This window comes from Mesorhizobium sp. CNPSo 4684, assembly GCF_057784315.1.
Window position 1 is genome coordinate 39,573 of sequence record NZ_JBWLUX010000002.1, and the last position, 20,792, is coordinate 60,364.

Annotated in this window: 18 protein-coding genes and 1 pseudogene; 11 read left to right on the forward strand and 8 right to left on the reverse strand. The window is 63.9% G+C overall.

The features are described from left to right. Positions 1–237: 237 nt before the first annotated feature. The 7 genes and pseudogenes from AC04SG_RS01720 to AC04SG_RS01750 all read left to right on the forward strand — a co-directional run bounded on the left by AC04SG_RS01720 (position 238) and on the right by AC04SG_RS01750 (position 7,245). The gene (locus AC04SG_RS01720; protein ID WP_488549667.1) at positions 238–1,536 is read left to right on the forward strand and encodes an ABC transporter substrate-binding protein; all 1,299 of its coding nucleotides are present in this window, start codon (positions 238–240) and stop codon (positions 1,534–1,536) included. A gap of 86 nt (positions 1,537–1,622) precedes the next feature. Continuing rightward, positions 1,623–2,297, forward strand: coding sequence for an ABC transporter ATP-binding protein (locus AC04SG_RS01725; RefSeq protein WP_488549866.1), 675 nt, complete (start codon positions 1,623–1,625; stop codon positions 2,295–2,297). Next, positions 2,294–3,022, forward strand: a complete 729-nt coding sequence (locus AC04SG_RS01730; RefSeq protein ID WP_488549668.1) for an ABC transporter ATP-binding protein — start codon at positions 2,294–2,296, stop codon at positions 3,020–3,022. The genes AC04SG_RS01725 and AC04SG_RS01730 overlap by 4 nt, the downstream gene beginning before the upstream one ends. Continuing rightward, positions 3,019–3,915: a branched-chain amino acid ABC transporter permease gene (locus AC04SG_RS01735; protein WP_488549669.1), complete on the forward strand. Its 897-nt coding sequence runs from the start codon at positions 3,019–3,021 to the stop codon at positions 3,913–3,915. Before AC04SG_RS01730 ends, AC04SG_RS01735 begins: the two co-directional genes overlap by 4 nt. Continuing rightward, positions 3,912–4,975, forward strand: a pseudogene (locus AC04SG_RS01740) (branched-chain amino acid ABC transporter permease). Before AC04SG_RS01735 ends, AC04SG_RS01740 begins: the two are co-directional and overlap by 4 nt. Before the next feature lie 2 nt (positions 4,976–4,977). After that, a complete protein-coding gene (locus tag AC04SG_RS01745) occupies positions 4,978–5,763 on the forward strand; it encodes a coniferyl-alcohol dehydrogenase (protein WP_488549867.1) in 786 nt (261 codons plus the stop codon). Between the two features lie 36 nt (positions 5,764–5,799). Continuing rightward, positions 5,800–7,245 carry an aldehyde dehydrogenase gene (locus AC04SG_RS01750; protein WP_488549670.1) on the forward strand — a complete coding sequence of 482 codons (1,446 nt, stop codon included), beginning with the start codon at positions 5,800–5,802 and terminating at the stop codon, positions 7,243–7,245. A 21-nt stretch (positions 7,246–7,266) separates the two neighbouring features. Here the strand turns inward: AC04SG_RS01750 and AC04SG_RS01755 are convergent, their stop codons facing one another. Next, on the reverse strand, positions 7,267–8,328 hold the full coding sequence (locus tag AC04SG_RS01755) for a LacI family DNA-binding transcriptional regulator (protein WP_488549671.1): 1,062 nt from the start codon (positions 8,326–8,328) through the stop codon (positions 7,267–7,269). Positions 8,329–8,529: 201 nt separating this feature from the next. Between AC04SG_RS01755 and AC04SG_RS01760 the strand changes: the two genes are divergently transcribed. From AC04SG_RS01760 to AC04SG_RS01770, 3 genes are all read left to right on the forward strand, one after another. Next, positions 8,530–9,561 (forward strand): hydroxyacid dehydrogenase, encoded by a 1,032-nt coding sequence (locus AC04SG_RS01760; RefSeq protein ID WP_488549672.1) that lies wholly within the window; start codon positions 8,530–8,532, stop codon positions 9,559–9,561. Positions 9,562–9,762: 201 nt separating this feature from the next. Continuing rightward, complete coding sequence (locus tag AC04SG_RS01765) at positions 9,763–10,035, forward strand: exopolysaccharide production repressor protein (protein ID WP_488549673.1); 273 nt, start codon at positions 9,763–9,765, stop codon at positions 10,033–10,035. 10 nt (positions 10,036–10,045) lie between these two features. Continuing rightward, positions 10,046–10,168 (forward strand): hypothetical protein, encoded by a 123-nt coding sequence (locus tag AC04SG_RS01770; protein WP_488549674.1) that lies wholly within the window; start codon positions 10,046–10,048, stop codon positions 10,166–10,168. Here AC04SG_RS01770 and AC04SG_RS01775 read toward each other — a convergent pair whose 3' ends face one another. Both AC04SG_RS01775 and msuE read right to left on the reverse strand, forming a co-directional pair. Next, positions 10,169–10,498, reverse strand: a complete 330-nt coding sequence (locus AC04SG_RS01775) for a YciI family protein (protein ID WP_488549675.1) — start codon at positions 10,496–10,498, stop codon at positions 10,169–10,171. Between the two features lie 379 nt (positions 10,499–10,877). Then, complete coding sequence (msuE, locus tag AC04SG_RS01780; RefSeq protein ID WP_488549676.1) at positions 10,878–11,438, reverse strand: FMN reductase; 561 nt, start codon at positions 11,436–11,438, stop codon at positions 10,878–10,880. A gap of 266 nt (positions 11,439–11,704) precedes the next feature. Here msuE and AC04SG_RS01785 point away from each other — a divergent pair, with 266 nt between their 5' ends. Then, a complete protein-coding gene (locus tag AC04SG_RS01785) occupies positions 11,705–13,351 on the forward strand; it encodes an acetolactate synthase large subunit (RefSeq protein ID WP_488549677.1) in 1,647 nt (548 codons plus the stop codon). Between the two features lie 33 nt (positions 13,352–13,384). Here AC04SG_RS01785 and melA read toward each other — a convergent pair whose 3' ends face one another. The 5 genes from melA to AC04SG_RS01810 all read right to left on the reverse strand — a co-directional run bounded on the left by melA (position 13,385) and on the right by AC04SG_RS01810 (position 20,781). Then, positions 13,385–14,755 (reverse strand): alpha-galactosidase, encoded by a 1,371-nt coding sequence (melA, locus tag AC04SG_RS01790; protein ID WP_488549678.1) that lies wholly within the window; start codon positions 14,753–14,755, stop codon positions 13,385–13,387. Between the two features lie 20 nt (positions 14,756–14,775). Next, entirely contained in the window at positions 14,776–16,443 is a 1,668-nt protein-coding gene (locus tag AC04SG_RS01795; RefSeq protein ID WP_488549679.1) for an ABC transporter ATP-binding protein, read from the reverse strand. A gap of 9 nt (positions 16,444–16,452) precedes the next feature. Continuing rightward, positions 16,453–17,586 carry an ABC transporter permease gene (locus AC04SG_RS01800; protein WP_192259492.1) on the reverse strand — a complete coding sequence of 378 codons (1,134 nt, stop codon included), beginning with the start codon at positions 17,584–17,586 and terminating at the stop codon, positions 16,453–16,455. Next, a complete protein-coding gene (locus AC04SG_RS01805; protein WP_192259494.1) occupies positions 17,587–18,594 on the reverse strand; it encodes an ABC transporter permease in 1,008 nt (335 codons plus the stop codon). It abuts the gene before it with no gap. A 102-nt stretch (positions 18,595–18,696) separates the two neighbouring features. After that, the gene (locus AC04SG_RS01810; protein ID WP_488549680.1) at positions 18,697–20,781 is read right to left on the reverse strand and encodes an ABC transporter substrate-binding protein; all 2,085 of its coding nucleotides are present in this window, start codon (positions 20,779–20,781) and stop codon (positions 18,697–18,699) included. Positions 20,782–20,792: the final 11 nt, after the last annotated feature.

Below are 20,792 nucleotides of genomic sequence, written 5' to 3' on the forward strand. Positions count from 1 at the left end.
GCAATTCTCATAACCCCAGGGTTAATAAAAAACCGCAAAATATCATTTTACCAAACCAAACACCTAAGGCACTGTGGCAATGGGAGGATCGAAATCGTGCCGTTTGCCGGCATTGGCGGCGTTCCGCTGCCGCCTTGGAGCCAGCGGGGGCATATCCGATCTGAACGACGGGCGGCACCGATTTTGAGTAGGCCGGCGGTCCCTCCAGGCACCGTCAGGAAAGGGAGGAATATCAGCATGACCTCAAGCAAATCCGGCGTCTCGCGGCGCCAGTTCATCGCCACATCTCTCGCCGGCGGCGCAGCCCTTGCGCTCAGCCGCGGCAAGGCTTTCGCGCAAGCTGCCGACACGCTGAAGGTCGGCTTTGTCAGTCCACGCACCGGCCCGCTTGCCGGCTTCGGCCAGACCGACGGCTATGTGCTCGACCTCGCCCGCAAGGCGCTCGCCGGCGGCCTCGATGTCGGCGGCAAGAAGTACAGTGTGGAAATCCTCGATCAGGATACGCAATCGGATCCCTCCCGCGCGGGCCAGCTCGCCAAGGACCTCATCAACAACCAGGCCATCGACCTGATGCTGGCGGTGTCGACGCCCGAGGTCATCAATCCGGTCGCCGACGCCTGCGAAGCTGCCGGCGTGCCTTGCCTCTCAACCGTCATGCCGTGGGAAGCCTGGTATTTCGGCCGTGGTGCCAAGCCCGACGCCCCCTCGCCGTTCAAGTGGACCTATCATTTCGGCTTCGGCGTCGACGAGTTCTTCCGGACCTATGTTTCGCAATGGAACCTGATCGAGACCAACAAGAAGGTCGGCGTCATGTATCCCAACGATGCCGACGGCAACGCCATCCGCGCCCATCTGGCGCCGCTGCTGGCCAAGCAGGGTTTCACCATCGTCGATCCCGGCGCCTACGAGACCGGCACCACCGACTATTCCTCGCAGATCGCGCTGTTCAAGCAGGAAGGCGTCGAGATCTTCAACTCCTTCCCGATCCCGCCGGACTTCGCCGCCTTCTGGCGTCAGGCCGCGCAGCAGGGTCTGATCAAGCAGATCAAGATCTGCCAGGTCGCCAAGACCGGGTTGTTCCCGTCCGACATCGAGGCGCTTGGCGATCTAGGCAACAAGATTTCGAGCGCCGCTTACTGGCACAAGGCCTTCCCCTACAAATCGCCGCTGACCGGGGTTTCGGGCACTGAACTCGCCGACGGCTATGAGGCCGCGAGCGGCAAGCAGTGGACGCAGCAGCTCGGCGCTTCGATGTCGCTGCTCGACGCCGGCTTCGAGGCGCTGAAGGTGAGCACCGACGCCAAGGACAAGGCAGCGGTCGCCAAGGCGCTGAGCACGCTCAACACCGAGACCATGATCGGCAAGGTCGACTTCACCAGCGGCCCGGTCGCCAATGTCTCGCCCGGTCCGATCATCGGCACACAATGGGTGGCCGCCAAGGAAGGAGCCAAATTCCCCCTCGACTATGTCGTGACCGAGAACGCCACCGATCCGAAGGTGCCGGTCGAAGCCAAGCTCCAGCCGTACAACGGCTGATCAACGGTTGCGGGGATCGCATCGTGAACGGTTCAGCAAACGTGATCCTCAGCGCCGCCGGCATCCAGAAACGCTTCGGCGCGCTGGTGGTGCTCGACGACATCGACTTTGCCATGAATGCCGACGAGGCCGTCGGCATCGTCGGCCCGAACGGCGCCGGCAAGACGACGCTGCTCAGCGTGCTCTCCGGCGCCTTTCCGCCGAGTGCCGGCACCGTCGCCTTTAGGGGTGGCGACGTGACGGCGATGCCGGCAACGACCCGCTGTCGTCTCGGCCTTGTGCGCACGCACCAGGTGCCGAAGCCGTTCAGCGGCATGACCGCGTTCGAGAACGTCTTCGTCGCCGCATCGCATGGCGCCGGTCTCGGCCGCGACGAAGCCTATGAGGAGGCGCTGGCGTCACTGAAACTGTGCGGCATGCTGGGCGTCGCCAACCGGCGGGCCGAGACGCTCGGCCTGCTCGACCGCAAACGGCTGGAACTCGCCCGCGCGCTTGCGGCGAGACCGACGCTTCTTCTGCTCGACGAGATCGGCGGCGGACTGACCGATGGCGAGGCGAGCGAACTTGTCGATACGATCAAGGAATTACGCCGGCGCAAGATCGGCATCGTCTGGATCGAGCACATCGTCCACATCCTGCTGCAGGTGGCCGAGCGGCTGATCTGCATGGACGCCGGCAAGATCATCGCCGACGGCGAGCCGCAAACGGTGATGGCCGACCCGGAAGTCGTGCGCGCCTATCTCGGTGGAGGCCCGAAATGAGCCTGCTCGCGGTAGAAAACCTTGTTGTCCGGCACGGCCTCTTACAGGCGGTGCGCGCTGTGAGCTTTGCGATCGAGCGCGGCGAAACGCTGGCGCTGGTCGGCGCCAATGGCGCCGGCAAGACGACGCTGTTGCGGGCAATCGCCGGCGCGCATCAGCCGACGGCCGGCCGCGTGCTTCTGGATGGCGCCGATATCACCGGCGTGCCGTCGCACAAGCGCGTCGGCATGGGTGTCGCACTGGTGCCCGAGGGACGAAAGCTGTTCGTGCAGATGACCGTCGAAGAGAACCTTCTGCTTGGCAAGACCGCCGGCCGTCCCGGCGACTGGAGCGTGGAACGAGTGCTCGACACCTTTCCCAACCTCAAGCCACGCCGCCATGCCAAGACCGGGCATCTTTCCGGTGGCGAGCAGCAGGCCACGGCCATCGGCCGCGCGCTGATGAGCAATCCGGAACTGCTGCTGCTCGACGAGGTCTCGCTCGGCCTGTCGCCGCTGGTGGTCGACCGCGTCTACGCTTCGCTGCAAGGACTGATCAGCTCCGGCACGACGATCATCCTGGTCGAACAGGATCTCAACCGCGCGCTCTCGGTATCGGACAATGTCATCTGCATGCTCGAAGGACGCGTGGCGCTGGAAGGCCCAAGCAAGGGCATGTCGCGCGACGAGGTGACGAAGGCCTATTTCGGCCTGCACAGGAAAAGCGCCGGGAGTATGCCGGCATGAGCAACCAGATCGTCCAGGGCATTCTTCTCGGCGGCTACTACGCGCTGATCGCCTGCGGCCTATCCTTCATGTTTTCGGTGATGCGCATCATCAACCTCGCGCATGGCAGCCTTGCCGTATTTTCGGCCTATGCGCTGTGGTGGCTCGCCTCACGCTTCCACATCTCGCCTTTCGTCGGCCTGCTCATCGTCCTGCCGCTGATGGCGGCGATCGGCTGGGTGCTGCAGCGTTTCCTGCTCGAGCGCAGCGCCCGCGGCGGCGCGCTGCTGCCGATCCTCACCACCTTCGGCCTCGCCATCGTCATCGACAATGCGCTGTTCGAGCAATTCGGCGCCGACACACGTTCGCTGGCGCCCTATATCGGTAGCCTGTCCTACGATTCCTGGGAATGGCCGGGCAGCATCTATGTCGGCAAACTTGCCGTGATCATGTTCGCCGCAGCTGTCGTCATGCTTGGCGGGCTGCAGCTGTTCCTGACCCGCACCAGGCTCGGCCGTTCGATCCGCGCCACCTCCGAAGATCCCGATACGGCCGGCCTCGTCGGCGTCGATGCGCGCCGCGCCAGCGCGCTTGCAGCGGCCATCGCCATGGTCACCGTCGGTCTTGCCGGCGCCTTTCTCGGCATGCGCGCCACCTTCGATCCCTATACCGGCGCACCGCAATTGCTGTTCGCTTTCGAGGCGGCGGTGATCGGCGGCGCCGGCTCGCTGTGGGGCACACTTCTCGGCGGCATCGTGCTGGCGCTTGCCCAGACGCTCGGCGCGCAGGTGCATCCGCAAGGCTTCCTCATCGGCGGCCATGTCGCCTTCCTGATCGTGTTGTTCATCCGGCTCTCCACGTCGGGCCTCGGCCGGCGCGGCCTGCTGCGCCTGCGCGCGAGGCAGACGACATGAGCGCAGTTTCGACCTCCCCCGTGATCGAGCGCGGCACACCTGCTTCGCGTATCTCTCGATCGCGGTCGTCGTGATCATCGCGCTGCTCGCCGTTGCGCCGCACTTCCTGTCGGCCGGCGCGGTCGACCGCATGACGGCCTTGTTCATCTATGTGATCCTGGCTGCGATGTGGAATGCGCTGGCCGGCTTCGGCGGCCTGGTCTCTGTGGGACAACAAGTGTTCTTCGGCCTCGGCGCCTACTTCGCCATTCGCCTGGCCGATGCCGGCCTCAACCCGTTCGTCTCGCTGTTCGTCTCGGCGATCATTGTCGGCGCGATCTCCTGGCCGATGTCACTGTTCATGCTGCGGCTGAGGAATGGCGAGTTCGCCATCGGCATGTGGGTCATCGCCGCGCTTACCCATCTCCTGGTCAACCTCGACCGACTGGTGCAAGGCGAAACCGGGACGTCGCTGATTTCGCTCAACGTCTATGACGCCGGCGTCAGGCGGGCGACGATCTACTGGCTGGCACTGGCCGCGATGACGGCGCTGCTCGCCATCCTGTTCGGCTTGTTGCGTGGCAGCACGGGGGCGGCCATCCGCGCCATCAGGGACAATGAGGATGCCGCTGCCTCGGTCGGCGTGCGCGTCACCGGCACCAAGCGGCTTTTGTTCGTGCTCGCCGCCTTCGGCATCGGCATTGCCGGTGCGCTGTGGCTGGCGACTTCGATCACCTTCCAGCCGAAGACTTACTTCAATGTCCAGTGGACCGCCTACATGATCTTTATGGTGCTGGTCGGCGGCATCGGCACCTTCGAAGGCGCAATTCTCGGCGCACTACTGTTCTTCCTCATCGAGACCTGGTTTGGCGGCACCGGCGTCTGGTATCTGATCGGCCTCGGCGCCACCGCCATGCTGTTTTCGCTGTTCCTGCCGCGCGGCCTGTGGGGGACGCTGGAGGAGCGTTTTGGCATACGGCTGCTGCCGGTCGGCTATCGCGTCAGGCTGCAGGCAAACACCGGCGATGCCGACACGGCGGCAGCGTCGCTCGAAACCACGGCACAGCGGGAAAAGGCGTGACCATGCTTTTCGGCAAAACCATTCTGATCACCGGTGTCGCGTCCGGCATCGGTGCCCGAACGGCCGAACTTGCCGGCCAGTTCGGCGCCGACGTGATAGGCGTCGATGTGCGTGAGCCGGCCGCACCGGTCGGCAGTTTCGTCAAGGCCGACATCTCGTCCAGGGCCGGCGTCGATAATCTCGTCGCATCCCTGCCGCAGCGCATCGACGCGCTCTGCAACGTCGCCGGCCTCTCCGGCAACACCGGCGCGGTGTCGACGCTGGCGGTCAACTTCTACGGTCTGCGCGCACTTTCGGAAGGTCTCGCGCCAAAGCTTCGCGAAGGCGGCGCCATCGTCAACGTCGCTTCAATCGCCGGCTATGGCTGGCGCGCCAACCTCAACCGCGCGGCGTCGATGGTCGGCATCGAGGGCTTTCCCGATGTCGCCAAAGTGGTCGCCGACCATCAGGTGAAGAACGAGGAAGGCTATCCCGTTTCCAAGGAGCTGCTGCTTCTGTGGACGCAGCGCGCTGCGCATCAGGAGCAGTTCAGGAGCCGCGGCATCCGCGTCAATGCGGTCAGCCCCGGCCCGGTCGAGACGCCGATCCTGAAACAGTTCCGCACTGTGCTCGGCGATGCCCGCGTCGACAGCGACATCGCCCGTGTCGGACGCGCCGGCACCTCGGGCGACATCGCGCCTGTCGTGCTGTTCCTGTGCTCGGACGGCGCACGCTGGGTCAACGGCGCCAACGTGCCGGTTGATGGCGGCCTCGAAGCATCGATCAACGCCGAGGTGCTCGGCTTTTAAATTTTGCGCCGCTCGACGGCGAGCGAGGAGAAAACAATGGACATCGGACTTCTGATCGACGGCAACAAAAGGGATGCGTCCGGTTCGGCCTCCTACGAGCGCTTGGACCCGTTCACCGGCAAGCTGGCGACGCGCGCCGCAGCCGCCAGCGTAACCGATGCCAACGCCGCGGTCGAAGCCGCGGCCGCCGCCTTCAAGACCTGGTCGAAGACTGGACCGGGCGAGCGCCGCGCCTTGCTCTCCAAGGCAGCCGATGTGATGGATTCCAAGGTCGGCGAATTCACCAAATTGATGATGGAAGAGACCGGCGCCACCGGTCCATGGGCCGGCTTCAACGTCATGCTGGCCGCCAAGATGCTGCGCGAGGCGGCCGCCATGACGACGCAGATTTCGGGCGAGGTCATCCCCTCCGACAAGCCCGGCACGCTGGCCATGGCCATCCGCCAGCCGGCCGGCGTCTGCCTCGGCATTGCGCCGTGGAACGCACCGGTCATCCTCGGCACCCGCGCGGTCGCCATGCCGATCGCCTGCGGCAACACGGTGGTGCTGAAGGCCTCCGAAATGTGTCCGGGCACGCACCGGCTGATCGGCCAGGTGCTGGTCGAGGCTGGCCTGCCCAAGGGGGTCATCAATGTCGTCACCAACGATCCCAGGGACGCCGCTGCAATCGTCGAGGCCTTGGTCGCGCACCCCGCCGTCAGGCGTGTCAACTTCACCGGCTCGACCAAGGTCGGCAGGATCATCGCCGAGCTCGCCGGCAAGCACCTGAAGCCGGCGCTGCTCGAACTCGGCGGCAAGGCGCCGCTGGTCGTGCTTGACGATGCCGACATCGACGCCGCGGTCAATGCGGCCGCCTTCGGCGCCTACATGCATCAGGGCCAGATCTGCATGTCGACCGAGCGCCTGGTCGTCGATGAAAAGGTCGCCGATGAGTTCGTTTCCAAGCTCGCCGCCCGCGCTTCGCAACTGCCCGCGGGCGACCCGCGCGGCCATGTCGTGCTGGGTTCGCTGATCAGCAGCCAGGCCGCCGACAAGATGGAAGAACTGGTAGCTGACGCTGTCGCCAAGGGCGCCAAGCTGGTGGCCGGCGGCAAGCGCACCGGAACCGTGGTCGAGGCAACATTGCTCGACCATGTCACGCCCTCCATGCGCGTCTACGCCGAAGAATCCTTCGGGCCGGTCAAGCCGGTGATCCGCGTCAAGGGCGAGGACGAGGCTGTGCGCGTCGCCAACGACACCGAATACGGCCTCTCCTCGGCCGTCTTCAGCCGCGACATCCGCCGTGCCATGGCGGTCGCCGCGCGCATCGAGGCCGGCATCTGCCACATCAACGGCCCGACTGTCGGCGACGAAGCGCAAATGCCGTTCGGCGGCGTCAAGGGCTCGGGCTATGGCCGCTTCGGCGGCAAGGCCTCGATCGCCGAATTCACCGACCTGCGCTGGCTGACCATCGAGGATCCGAACCAGCACTATCCGTTTTGATCCTTCTTCCCTTCAATGGGGCTATTGTCGCTTTCCTCCCCCGGAATGCGGGCCGTTGCCTGGCGAGCCAACGGATTCCCGCATCAAAACCTTGCAGGGTTCGAGCCGCGCCATGGGCGGGCCGCCTTCCCCCTCGATCCTGCGAAACAGCACATCCATCGCCTCGGCGGCGATCTGGCGCACCGGCTGCACGACGGCGGCGATGGCCGGCCATGTCACCTGCATCCATTCGGCATCGTCGAAGCCGACCAGCGAGATGTCGTTGGGACAATGCCAGCCGCGCCGGCGGAACTCGGACAGCGCCACCAGCGTGCCCTTGAGGAACAGCGAATAGACCGCCGTCGGCCGTTCGCCTTTCGCGAAATAGTCGCGCAACTGCGCTCGCAGCGGCTCGACGTCGGCTTCGGCCAGTACGACATCGATGCGCACATCCGGCGCCAGTTTGAGCGCAGCAGTGCGAAACCCGTCGAGGCGGGCGCGCATCGTGGCCGCCTGCTCGCCGAGGCCGACGACAAGTATGTGGCGATGGCCCTTGGCGATCAGTTCGCGCGCCACTTCGGCGCTGGCTGCGGCACTGTCGGCCGACACCGTGTCGAAGGCGTCATCGGACAACACACGGTCGATCAGCACGCCGGTCATGCCATTGACTTTCATGAAGTCGGCTGCCGGGCCATGCTCGTTGCGCACCGGCGCCAGCACCACGCCAGCGACGCGCCAGTCATGCATGCGGGCGAGGATTTCCTTCTCACGCGCTTCCGATTCACGGCTCGACGCCGCCACCAGCGTGTAGCCGCGCTGCTCGGCGAGGCTCTCGAGCTGGGTGACCATCTGGCCAAAAAATTCGCTTTCGAATTCGGGCATGATGGCGCCGATGATACGACGCTTGGCCCGGCGCATGTCGGAGGCGAGCGGATCGATGCGGTAACCCAGCTGCTCGACCGCATCGAAGACGCGCTGCGCATTTTCGGGCTTCACCGTGGTGACACCGGCCATGACCTTGGAGACGGTGGCGGCGGACACGCCGGCGCGGCTGGCCACGTCGTGGATCGACGCACGCCGCTGCTGGTCCTGCCTGTGCGCCATTGGTCAATCCTCCCGAGGCGCGGACCGAGGCATTCCGTCCGCTGGAAAAATGAGTAAATCGATTTTTCGGAGTTGTAAATCGTTTAATCGGGGGTATTTTACCCGTCGAGCGCGTGTCGCCCCAAAGTGTGATGCAGTTTTGGGATAACGACAAGTGCAAAGCAAAAATACGCGATGCGGATCGCCCCGGAAGGGATCATCATGCCAAACAAGGCCTTGCCGCTGGTCATCAGCGCGCCGGAACCACGCACGCTCGAGCTGATCTTCACCCCGCCACAGCTGGGGCGCCTCAAGACGCACTACCGCATTGTCGAGACGACGGCCGACGGCGTGGCGAAACTGCCGTCCGATGTGCTGGCCGAAGCCCGCTACATCATCGGCCAGCCACCAATCTCGCCTGAGACGCTGGAAGCTATGAAGGCGCTGCGCTGCGTCTTCAATGTCGAGACCAACCTCCTCAACAACATGCCCTACGAGACGCTGTTTGCGCGCGGCATCCATGTCGTCACCACCGGTCTGGTCTTTGCCGAGCCGGTGGCCGAGCTCGGGCTTGCCATGGCGCTCAATCTCGCCCGCAATATCGTCGATGCCGACCTCGCCTTCCGCAAAGGCGAGGAGCTGTGGGGCGGCGACGGCAATTTGACGGCGCGGCTTTTGTCCGGCGCCGATGTCGGCATCATCGGCTTCGGCGATCTCGGTCGGGCGCTGAACCGACTGCTGTCGGGCTTTCGCACTCGCACCAAAGTCTTCGATCCCTGGCTGCCGCCGTCGATCCTGATCGACAATGGCGTCGAGCCGGCCTCGCTCGACGATGTCCTGACATCGAGCGACTTCGTCTTCGTCGTCGCTTCGGTGACCTCGGAGAACCAGGGTTTTCTCGGCGCCGATGCTTTTGCCAGCATGCGCAAGGGTGCGGCCTTCATCCTGCTCAGCCGCGCCGGTGTCGTCGACTTCCCGGCTCTGATGGCAGCGGTAAAGAGCGGCCACATCGTTGCCGCCAGTGACGTCTTCCCGGAAGAGCCGCTAGCGCAGGACCATCCGGTCCGTACGATCCCCGGCTTCCTGCGCTCCGCCCACCGCGCCGGCGCGCTCGAGGTCGCCTTCAAGCGCATGGGCGACATGGTGCTGGAAGACATGGACCTGATCGACCGCGGCCTGCCCCCACTGCGCTCCAAGCGCGCCGAGCGCGAGACGGTGTCGAGGATGCGCTCGAAGCCGGCGGATCGGAATTGATGGCAGGCGGGGGACCGTTTCGCTGATTTGTCCGTGGTTTGAGAAACACCGCGCGCCGTACACAAGCTCAAACCCGCTATGACCGCGCCACGACCGTGCTCTCCGCAGGCGATTGCAATATTACTAATTTAGTGACAACTTAATTAAGGATGCTGGCAACAGATCCCAACCCACGGGTTGGAAATGGGGGTGGAAAGAGACATGTACTTTCCGCAATTTCTGGTCGGGATGTCTGCAACGACAATCGGCGTTGCAATCTGGGCCTATCTGGAGACCGGGTCGATCTGGGCGACCCTTGGCTGGTCAGTGCTGACACTGGTAATCCTGCAGGTCGGTTACTTCGGCCTGGTCGTTCGCCTGGTGTTTAGGCGATCATCGGAACCATCGGACGCACGCTCGGCGGCGGATCCGACAAGCCCCGCTTTTATTTCAGACTTTCTGAACGGGCGAGATCGAAAGCCACGTCGGCGATAGCCCCAGGCGCATGGACGACATGCTGCCAGAGGCCATGGGCCCGATCGACCACGGCCCGCCGCCGCTGCCCTCCAAGCGCGCCGAACGCGAGACGGCGTCGAGGATGCGCTCGAAGCCGGCGGACAGGAACTAGTTACCGCTCGTTGAGCGGCCAGATCTCGATCACCCCATGCGCCACCGCACAAGGCGATTTCGAAGCCAGCGCGATCGCCTCGTCCATGTCGCTGGCTTCCATCATCGAAAAGCCGGCGATGGGCAGGTCCGACGAGAGATAGGGCCCGGTCTCGGTCAGCACGCCGCTGGCGTCGGGATTTCGCACTTGCACCGGTGTTTCGGCGATGCCCATCACCACGCCGCGCTGCTTGAGCGACGCATCATGCTCATGGGCTGCCTGCCTGACATCCTGCGGCGTCCGGTCATATCCGGCCCGGTCGCCATAGCCGATGGTGATATACTTGGGCATGATTGGTTCCTCCATGTTCGAGGACAATGGCTGGGCAGCCGTGGTGGTTCCGGCAAAGCCAGCCGGCACGCACTGCTGAAGCCCGTTCGGCGCGGGAACCTTTGTCCGGTGCTGGCGTTTTCTAGCCGGATCGTTCCCATTCGATCCAGACCCTCCAAACAATGCCCCGCCAGGCCTAGCTGGCGGGGTATTGATTTTGGCTATGACGTAAGGACTTGCAGGAATCTCGCGGAACCATCCTTCCGCCGGATAGTTTTTAAAGCAGTCGGGCGGTGGGAAGCCCGGCGTACTCCACGGAGGCCCGTCACGATTCGCGTCGGTGGCGGGCCTTTTTTTTCATTCCCGAGCCGTTAGGGCTGGAGGCGGCCTACTCGCCGCGCTATCCGGCAGCCACGCCGGCGGCCGAGCGATTGGCCAGCACCAGCCCGACCTCGCCGACAACCTGCTCGATGCGCTTCAGGATGGGTTCGGACCGCAGCACGCCGTCGGAGAAATCCTTGTCCGTGGCGTAGACTCCTGTCGGCAGCGTGAGCGCCTCGAAGAAGCCGAACAGCGGCCGCAACTGGTGTTCGACGATCAACGCATGGCGATCATTGCCGCCGGTGGCGAGCAGCACAACCGGCTTGCCGCGCAAGGAAGCGGGATCGAACAGATCGAAGAAGTGCTTGAACAGGCCGGTGTAGCTGCCCTTGTAGGTCGGCGAACCCACCACCAGGACATCGGCGTTGACGACGCTGTCGAAAATCGCCCGCGCCTGGCCGTCGAGATCGCGCGCCCATTTGGCAGCGCCCAGCGAGGGGCCAAGGTCTTCGATGTCATAGGTGCTCGCCGACAGGCCATGCTGGCGCGCAATATCCCTGACGACCTGGTCGACGAAGCCACGCGTCTTGGACGGCCGGGTGAAATTGCCGGAAAACCCGACGACGGTTGGATTGGGCATGTGCTCTCACCTCTCAGGACAGTGGCCGTTTCATATCGCCTGTTTACAGGCTTGCACCTGCCGCAAGAAGCAAGGATAGGCCCTCCGGCGCCATCCCTAGGGAATTTTTTTCCCCGACTCGCTCGCTGGTCTCAGGCCGCGGAAACAGAACGGTCTGCAAGGCAAAACAACGTTGGCGGCGGCCGTGCCTCGCGCTAGGGCTTTTTCAGGACTATGTCTGACCATATCCCGACGCGGTTCGCCGCCGCTTGCCCAGGAGACGCTTCGTGCCCAAAGGATCAGACCTGCTTGTAGCCGCCCTCGAGAATGAGGGCGTCGATCGTATCTTCGGCATTCCGGGCGAAGAAAACCTCGACGTCGTGGAATCCATCCGCAAATCGTCGATCCAGCTGATCCTGACCCGCCATGAGCAGGCGGCAGCCTTCATGGCCGCCACCCATGGCAGGCTCACCGGCAAGCCCGGTGTGTGCATCACCACGCTCGGGCCAGGCGCCCTGAACCTGACGACGGGTGCGGCCTACGCGCTGCTCGGCGCCATGCCGATGATCATGATCACCGGGCAGAAGGGCATCCGGTCGTCGCGTCAGGCTCGCTTCCAGATTGTCGACATCGTCGCCGCGATGAAGCCGCTGACCAAATTGTCGCGCCAGATCATCTCGCCGCGCACGATCCCCGCCGTTGTGCGGGAGGCCTTCCGCATTGCCGAGGAAGAGCGTCCCGGGCCGGTGCATCTGGAACTGCCCGAAGACATCGCGGCCGAGGAATGCGACGACGTCGCGCTGATCCCGCCGCATCCGGTCGAGCTGCCGCTGGCCAGCCCGCTGGCGCTCGACCGCGCCGCGCAGATGATCATCAAAGCACAGCGTCCGCTGGCGATGCTGGGCGCCGCCGCCTCGCGACCGCGCTCGACCTCCGACCTCGCGCAGTTCGTGCTCAGGACCGGCATCCCCTATTTCACCACGCAGATGGGCAAGGGCACGGTGCCCGGCGGGACCGAACTCTACATTGGCACGGCCGCGCTCTCCGAGCGCGACTATGTGCATGAGGCGATCGAACAGGCCGACCTCATCATCACCATCGGCCATGACACGATCGAGAAGCCGCCCTTCATCATGGGCGACAAGGGACCGAAGGTCATCCATGTCGGCTATCAGCCGGCCAATGTCGAGCAGGTCTATTTCCCGCAGACCGAAGTGATCGGCGACATCGGCGCTTCACTGCGGCTGCTTGCCGATCGCATCGAGGGCAAGATCCCCAACGCGCAGGCGCTGCTGCCGCTGCGCGAAGGCATTTTGAGCCGCATTGCCGCGCGCGCCACCGAGGATCGCTTCACGCCGCAGCGCCTGGTCCACGATATCCGCGCGGTCATGCCGGCCGACGGCATCCTCGCTCTCGACAACGGCATGTACAAGATCTGGTTTGCGCGCAACTACCGCACCCGCGTCGCGAACACGCTGCTGCTCGACAACGCCCTGGCCACGATGGGCGCCGGCCTGCCGTCGGCAATGACGGCCGCGATGCTCTATCCCGGGCGCCGCGTCATGGCGATCTGCGGCGATGGCGGCTTCATGATGAACAGCCAGGAGCTGGAAACCGCCGTCAGGCTGAAACTCAACCTGGTCGTGCTGATCATCGAGGACAACGCATTCGGCATGATCCGCTGGAAGCAGGCGGTCGACCAGTTTCCCGATTTCGGCATGACCTTCGGCAACCCCGATTTCGTAAGATATGCCGAGGCCTATGGCGCCAAGGGCACCAGGGTCAGCGCCATTGCCGACCTCAAGCCGACGCTCGAAACGGCGTTCACCGCCGGCGGCGTCCATCTCGTCGTCGTTCCGATCGACTATTCGGAGAACGAGCGCGTCCTGGTCGAGGAACTGCGCCACCGGCTGCCGGCGCCGCCGCAGCCTTGACGACGCGGGGAGAGGCCGCAGCAGCAGCGTCGATCAGGCCGCCCGGACTTTGGCGCTCCCACGCGCCCAGGCCGGCAGCCAGTCGCCATGAGCGGCGAGCAGCTCATCGACCAGCGACCAGATCTGGTCGAGATCGAGTTCGGCCGCCGTATGCGGGTCCATCATGGCCGCGTGGTAGATGTGCTCGCGGTTTTCCGTCATCAGCGCCTGCACCGTCAGTTCCTGGACGTTGATGTTGGTGCGGATCAGCGCGGTGAGCTGCGGCGGCAGCTCTCCAATATAGGTCGGCTGGATGCCTGAGGCGTCGACCAGGCATGGCACTTCGGCCGCGCAGTTATGCGGCAGTGAGGTGATACAGCCATTGTTGCGGACATTGCCGTAGATCACCGACGGCTCGCCGGTCCACACCGAATTCATGATCGAGGAGGCGTATTCCTTCGACTGCTCGACCTCGATGCGGTCGGCCGAGCGATAGGCCTCGGCCTGACCCTTCCAGCGCTCGATCTGCTCGATGCAGCGCTTGGGATATTCGTCGAGCGGAATGCCGAATTTCTCGATCAGGTCGGGGCGCCCTTCCTTGATGAAATAGGGCGTGTATTCGGCGAAATGCTCGGAGCTTTCGGTGACGAAATAGCCAAGCCGCGTCAGCATCTCGTAGCGCACCTTGTTGGGGCAGCGCGGGTTCCAGCCGGGCTTCGGCGCCCTGCCCTCGCGATAGGCGCGGACAAGGTCGGGATAGAGGTTGCGGTAAGTGCCGTCCGCCTGGCGATGCTCGAATTTGAGATAGAAGGCCATGTGGTTGATGCCGGCCGAGCGGTAGCGGATTTCCTCGTAGGGAATGTCAAGATCGTGCGCCAGCTCCATCGCCGTGCCTTGCACCGAATGGCAGAGGCCGACCTGCTTAATGCTGGGGTATTTCTCTGAAATCGCCCAGGTGTTGATCGCCATCGGGTTGACGTATTGTAGCATGATCGCCTCTGGACAGACGGCGAGCATGTCCTCGCAGATCTTCCACAGATGCGGCACGGTCCTGAGGCCCCGCATGATGCCGCCGACGCCGAGCGTATCGGCGATGGTCTGGCGCAGGCCGTATTTCTTCGGCACCTCGAAATCGGTGACGGTGCACGGCTCGTAGCCGCCAATCTGGAAAGCGACGACGACGAAGTCGGCGCCGGCGAGCGCCTTCTTCTGGTCGGAATAGGTCTCGGCCTTCGCCTTCACGCCGAGCGTGGCGATCAGCTTGTTGACGACGATGGCGCTCTCTTCCAGCCGCTGCGGATTGATATCCATCAGCGCGATCGTAGCATTCGACAGCGACGGCCGCTGCAGCACGTCGCCGACAATGTTCTTCATGAACACGGTCGAGCCGGCGCCGATGAAGGTGATCCTGGGATGTCTTGCCACGTTAAGCCTCCGGCACTTTGCTACGCCACATCGAAAGCGGCCCTGACGAGCCGTTCGGTGTAGGCGGTCTTGGGATTGGTGAGGACCTCGTCGACGGGTCCCTGTTCGACGATCTTGCCGTTCTGCATGACGATGACGCGGTGGCAGAGCGCGCGCACCACCTTGAGGTCGTGCGAAATGAAGAGATAGCTCAAGCCGCGCTCGTCCTGCAGCTTGCGCAACAGGTCGATGATCTGCGCCTGCACAGAGAGGTCGAGCGCCGATGTCGGCTCGTCGAGCAGGATGAATTCGGGCTCCAGCGCTATGGCGCGGGCAATCGCTATGCGCTGCCGCTGGCCGCCGGAAAATTCGTGCGGAAAGCGCGAAAGAATGTCGCCCGGCATGCCGGCGCTGACCAGGGCGTCGCGCACCCGATCGACCCGCTCGCGCCGCGTCGCCCCTAACCTGTTGACGACCAACCCTTCCTCGATGATCTGGCCGATCGTCATGCGCGGATTGAGCGACGAGAACGGATCCTGGAAGACGACCTGCATGCGTGAGCGAAGCGGCCGCATCTCGGCACGCGACAGGCCCTGGATCGGCTGGCCGTCGAAGCTGATCTGGCCGCGCTTGGCATCGGTGAGTTTGAGCAGAGCGAGACCGAACGTGGTCTTGCCGGAGCCGGATTCACCAACCAGCCCAAGTGTTTCGTGGCGGCAAAGTTTCAGGCCGAGATCGTCGACGGCGACCAGTTCGCGCCAGTCCGGCTTCAGGAAGCTGCCATGGCGCAGCATGAAACAGACGCGCATGTCGCGTGCCTCGAGGATGGTGCCGCTGTTCTGAGGCAGCGGCTGCGGCTTGCCGTGCGGTTCGGAGGCGAGCAACCGTTTGGTGTAGGCATGCTGCGGGTCGGCGAACAGGCGCTCGGTGACGTTGTGCTCGCACATCTCGCCATACTGCATGACATAGACATAGTCGGAGAATTTGCGCACCACGGTGAGGTCGTGGGTGATCAGGATCACCGCCATCCTGAGCTCTTTCTGCAGGTTGCGGATCAGGTTCAGGATCTGCGCCTGCACCGTGACGTCGAGCGCCGTCGTCGGCTCGTCGGCGATCAGCACATCGGGGTCGTTGGCCAAAGCCATGGCGATCATCACGCGCTGGCGCTGCCCGCCCGACAGCTGGTGCGGATACTGCTTGATGCGTGCTTCCGGCTCGGGGATCTGGACATGCCGCAGCAATTCGAGCGCCCGTGCCCAGGCCTCCCTACGGCTCACCTTGCGATGCACCCTGATCGCCTCGACGATCTGGCTGCCGACCGTGTAGATCGGGTTGAGCGAACTCATCGGCTCCTGGAAGATCATCGAGATGCGGTTGCCGCGCAGCTTGCGCCGGGCGCTCTCGGGGAATTTCAGTATGTCCTGCCCGCAATAGTCGACGCTCGATTTCGGCGACACGGTGGCGCGCTTCGACAAGAGCCCCATGACGGTACGCGCAGTCACCGACTTGCCCGAGCCGGACTCGCCAACGATGGCGATGGTCTCGCCGCGATAAAGCTGGAACGAGACATCCTTCACCGCCTCGACGACACCGTGCTCGACCTTGAAGGCGACCTCGACGTTGCGGGCATCGATGATCGGTTGGTCGTGGCGGCCGGCATGGTCGAGCCGGACGGCGGGTGCGAAGGATTGTGCGAGCACGACGGTCATCCGGCCACCTCAATAGGGATCGACGGCATCGCGCAGGCCGTCGCCCAGCGCGTTGAAGGCAAAGACGGTGACCAGCACGAAACCGACCGGCGACAGGATCCACGGATAGGTGCCGATGACCGAATAGGTCGCGGTGTCCTGCAGCATCAGACCCCACGAGATCAGCGGCGGTTTCACCGCGAAGCCGAGGAAACCAAGAAAGGCTTCAAGCAGCACCACCGTCGGGATCGCGATCGTCACCGCGACGATGACGTGGCTCATCACATTGGGAAAAATATGCTGCATGATGATGCGCATGTCGGTGGCGCCGACCGCCATGGCGGCGCGCACATAGTCGATCCGCGCCAGCGCCAATGTCTTGCCGCGCACCTCACGCGACATCTGCGCCCAGCCGAGCGCCGACATGACGATGATGACGAAGGCGAGGAAGACATTGGTCGGCGCGGTCACCGGGATCAGCGTCGTCAGCGCCAGATAAAGCGGCAGTTGCGGGAAGGCGAGCACCAATTCGACGAAGCGTTGCACCCAGACGTCGAACCGGCCGCCGAAATAACCCGAAACCATGCCGACGGTGGTGCCGATGACGGTGATGATGAACACCACCGTCAGCGCGATCATCAAGGAAACGCGCGAGCCATGGATAGCGCGCGACAGCACATCCCGGCCGAACTTGTCGGTGCCGAGAAAATGCACCGGCAGGCCGTCGGTCGAGGCGAAGAAATGCCGGTTGGCGGGGATCAGCCCGAGCAGCCGATACTCGGCACCCCTAACGAAGAAGCCGAGCAGGCGCGGATGCTCGTAGTCCGGTCCGACGACCGGCTGGAAGGTGACCGGGTCGAGGTCAGCCGAATCCGCCAGCGCATAGACCCGCGGCTGGAGCACGAAATTGCCGTCCTTGTCGTGAAAACTCATGACTTGCGGTGGGGCGAAAGCGACATCGGTCGCCTTGGGGTCCATCGGCGCGAGGAAATCGGCAAACAGCGCCATCAGCACGAGAAGCACGACAAGGATCAGCCCGGCCATGCCGGTCCAGGAGCGCCGCAGCCGGCGCCAGACCAGCGCCATGTAGCTTTCATTGCCGCGCGGTGTCGGAATCGCTGTTGCTTCTGCCGGCGGCGGCGGGGATGGGTCGCGTGCCAACATCTAGCTCTCCCCGAACTGGCGCACGCGCGGGTCGAGCAGCGCAAGCAGCATGTCGGCGATGATGTTGCCGACGATCAGCGTTGCCGAAAGCACCATCATGAACGTCGCCGTGACATAGACGTCGCCGACCGCCATCGAACCGACAATCGCCGGCCCGACCGTCGGCAGCGCGAAGATGATCGCCGTCTCGATCTCGCCGGTCAGCATGTAGGGCAGCACCACGCCCTGATACATGATGAGCGGGTGTAACGCATTGGGTACGGCATGGCGCATGACGACGGCGCCGCCGGTCAGCCCCTTGGCCTTGGCCGTCTCGACATACTGGGCGTTGAGCGTATCGAGCAGATTGCCGCGCATGACACGCATATTGTAGGCGAGCCCGCCAAAGGTGGCGATCGCCACCACCGGCCAGACATGTTTGACGAGGTCGGCGAACTTTGCCCACGACCACGGCGCGCCGCCATATTGCGGTGAGAAGAAACTGCCGATCTCCGACACGTTAAACTGGAAGACCAGGAGATAGACGATGATCAGCGCCATCAGGAAGCGCGGCACGGTCATGCCGAGGAAGGAGATGGCCGACAGCGTCGAGTCGATCCAGGTGTATTGCCGGGTGGCCGCCCAGATGCCGAAGGTGATGCCGAGCACCGAAGCCAGCAGATGGCAGACCAGCGCCAGCAGCAGTGTGCGCGGCAGCCGCTCGCCGACCACGGCGGCGACCGGCTTGTTGTAGTAGAGGCTGTAGCCGAAATCGCCGCGGGTGACGATGCCGGCGATCCAGTTCACGTACTGAACCGGCAGCGGTTTATCGAGACCATGCTCGACGCGGTAGGCTTGCGCCTGCGCGTCGGCTTCGGCAAAAGACGCGCCGCCCTGGTTGATGAGCTGCGAGCGGATATAGTCGGCATAGTCGCCCGGCGGCGCCTGGATGATGGCGAAGGTGACCAGGCTCAGGATGACCATAACCGGTAACGCCGATGCTATGCGCATGGCCAGGAATCGCAGCACCGTCTCGCCTCCTCGTCGCCGGTTTCAGGGTTCTCTGCCGCTGACCTTACTCCGTCCCGGCCGCGCGCGCAGCGCGGCCGGGCGTCAGCCAGGGGAGGTAACTCAGTTTGTCGGACCCTTGTCGCCGGGCTTGCCGGGAAGCTGCTCGGGAAAGAGTTCGTATTTCTGCTGCTTGTCGGCGGCGACGAACACGCGCTCGCGCACGATCGAATCCTCGGCCCAGTTGAACATGAAGATCGGCGTTCCCTGCGGGATGTTGGAGAAGCGCTTGTTGATGATCAAGGCGCCGGGATATTCCGTTAGGCCGACATTGTAGACATGCTCGGTCGAGATCTTCTGGAACTCCTTCATCAGGCTGGCGCGCTCGTCATTGTCTGACGAGGAGACGAACTTGTTGACGATGTCGACGAGATCCTTTTCGAACGGCATCAGGTCGACCTGGCCGCTTTCCGGCGCGCGGTGATCCCAACTGGTCTTAGGGCCGACGGGAGCGAGTTGCACAGTATTCTGCACAACGGAGGTCAGCTCCTGCTCGTTGCGCCGGATCAGCCAGTCGAAGCGGCCGGAATATTGCGTGGCATCGCGCTGGGTGCCATTGAGGCCGTTGAGCACGATCCTCAAGCCCAGCTTCTCCATCTGCGCGACGACGCCTTCCGCAAGGCTCTTGTCGGTGGTGTAGTCGTTGTTGACCAGCATCACGATCTCGACATCCTTGCCGCCGGCGGTGCCGGCTGGGAAGTTCACGATACCGTCGCCGTCCGTATCCTTGAGGCCGGCCTTGGCGAGCTCCGCCTTGGCGCCTTCGAGATCGAAGGGGTAGTAGACGGTCGAGTTGCGGTCATAGAAGCTGGTGCCGGAGGAAAAGCCGCCGGGGTAGATGGCGGTGAACGGACCCTTGACCAGCGAGTCGCCGAGCGCCTTGCGGTCGAGCGCCATGGTGATGCCCTTGCGGAAGTCCTCATTGCGGTTGAGCTCGCGGATCGCCTGACCGCGTTCGTCCGGATTGCCCCAGCCATTGGCGGAAAAATTCATGCGCAGATTGTAGCCGATCAGGCGCGGACCGAAGGCGAGCCGGGCCGGTGCGTCCTTGTCCGCCGCGCGCTTCAGCGAAGCGACGAAGTTTTCCGGCTGCTCGAGATTGGAGAAATCGGCGGCCCCGGCAACAGCCTGGACATCGCGGTCGGCCCAGGTCGACAGCTTGTAGTGCAGCTCGTTGAGATAGGGCAGTTGGTTGCCCTTCTCGTCGACCTTCCAGTAGTAGGGATTGCGGCGAAGGACGATGATGTCATCGGGCCGATACTCCACCGGCACCCAGGCGCCCATCACCGGCATATTCATGTATTCCGGCGGGAACGCATTCTTGAACTGATCGTAGGTGTTCTTCGAATATTTCGGATGCTGCGGTTTCAATATATGCGCGGGGCCGGGGCAGAAAGTGCCATAGGCCATGGCATAGAGATACTGCTTGGGAAAGGCGTCCTTGAACGTCCATTCGACGGTGTAGTCGTCGATCTTCTTCAGCGTCGTGCCGACACCGAAGGTTTCCGCTGTGGCGCCGTTCAACGGCGAGACATTGGGATCGACCACTTCGTCGTCCCAGTAGAACATGACATCGTCGGCATTGAACGCAACGCCGTCAGACCATTTGGCGCCTTCGACCAGGTGCATCGTCAGCGTGTGGCCGTCCTTCGACCAGTCCCAGCTTTTGGCCAGGTTCGGCAGCGGCTCGGTGTCCCTGGCCTCGACCTGGAACAAGGGCGCGGTGCGCGTCAGGCACTCGGAGAGGCCGATGTCGATGCCGCCCCATCCTTGCGTCTGGCCGGCGCCATAGTTCCAGCCCTCCGGCCGGCCGCCAATGACGTGGCGCATGGTGTCGCCATAGACGCCGATGCCGTCCGGCATGTTGCTGGTCTTGAACACCAGCGGCTCCTTCGGCAGCCGCTCCTTGACCGGTGGCAGCTTGCCGGTCTTGACGTATTTCTCGGTGACCCAGTCGGGCTCGTGATATTCGGGCAGCGCCTTGAATTCCAGGATGGAATCGCGGGCGACGTATTTGATCTTGCCCTCGGCGGGAAATTGCGCCGGTACCGGCGGCGTGGTCGGCTCGGATGCGTATGCGCTGAACGCCAATGCCGAGACGCTAAACGTCAGGCCGGCGAGAATGCCAATTCTGCAAAAGTTCCTCATCGTGTCCTCCC

What these genes read in the sequence shown, in the direction of transcription:
- AC04SG_RS01810 (WP_488549680.1), bottom strand. Translation starts at nt 20,781, where the DNA reads ATGAGGAACTTTTGCAGAATTGGCATTCTCGCCGGCCTGACGTTTAGC.
- AC04SG_RS01720 (WP_488549667.1), top strand. Translation starts at nt 238, where the DNA reads ATGACCTCAAGCAAATCCGGCGTCTCGCGGCGCCAGTTCATCGCCACA.
- AC04SG_RS01730 (WP_488549668.1), top strand. Translation starts at nt 2,294, where the DNA reads ATGAGCCTGCTCGCGGTAGAAAACCTTGTTGTCCGGCACGGCCTCTTA.
- AC04SG_RS01775 (WP_488549675.1), bottom strand. Translation starts at nt 10,498, where the DNA reads ATGCCCAAGTATATCACCATCGGCTATGGCGACCGGGCCGGATATGAC.
- AC04SG_RS01800 (WP_192259492.1), bottom strand. Translation starts at nt 17,586, where the DNA reads ATGTTGGCACGCGACCCATCCCCGCCGCCGCCGGCAGAAGCAACAGCG.
- AC04SG_RS01765 (WP_488549673.1), top strand. Translation starts at nt 9,763, where the DNA reads ATGTACTTTCCGCAATTTCTGGTCGGGATGTCTGCAACGACAATCGGC.
- AC04SG_RS01745 (WP_488549867.1), top strand. Translation starts at nt 4,978, where the DNA reads ATGCTTTTCGGCAAAACCATTCTGATCACCGGTGTCGCGTCCGGCATC.
- AC04SG_RS01795 (WP_488549679.1), bottom strand. Translation starts at nt 16,443, where the DNA reads ATGACCGTCGTGCTCGCACAATCCTTCGCACCCGCCGTCCGGCTCGAC.
- AC04SG_RS01755 (WP_488549671.1), bottom strand. Translation starts at nt 8,328, where the DNA reads ATGGCGCACAGGCAGGACCAGCAGCGGCGTGCGTCGATCCACGACGTG.
- AC04SG_RS01750 (WP_488549670.1), top strand. Translation starts at nt 5,800, where the DNA reads ATGGACATCGGACTTCTGATCGACGGCAACAAAAGGGATGCGTCCGGT.
- msuE (WP_488549676.1), bottom strand. Translation starts at nt 11,438, where the DNA reads ATGCCCAATCCAACCGTCGTCGGGTTTTCCGGCAATTTCACCCGGCCG.
- AC04SG_RS01735 (WP_488549669.1), top strand. Translation starts at nt 3,019, where the DNA reads ATGAGCAACCAGATCGTCCAGGGCATTCTTCTCGGCGGCTACTACGCG.
- AC04SG_RS01770 (WP_488549674.1), top strand. Translation starts at nt 10,046, where the DNA reads ATGGACGACATGCTGCCAGAGGCCATGGGCCCGATCGACCACGGCCCG.
- AC04SG_RS01760 (WP_488549672.1), top strand. Translation starts at nt 8,530, where the DNA reads ATGCCAAACAAGGCCTTGCCGCTGGTCATCAGCGCGCCGGAACCACGC.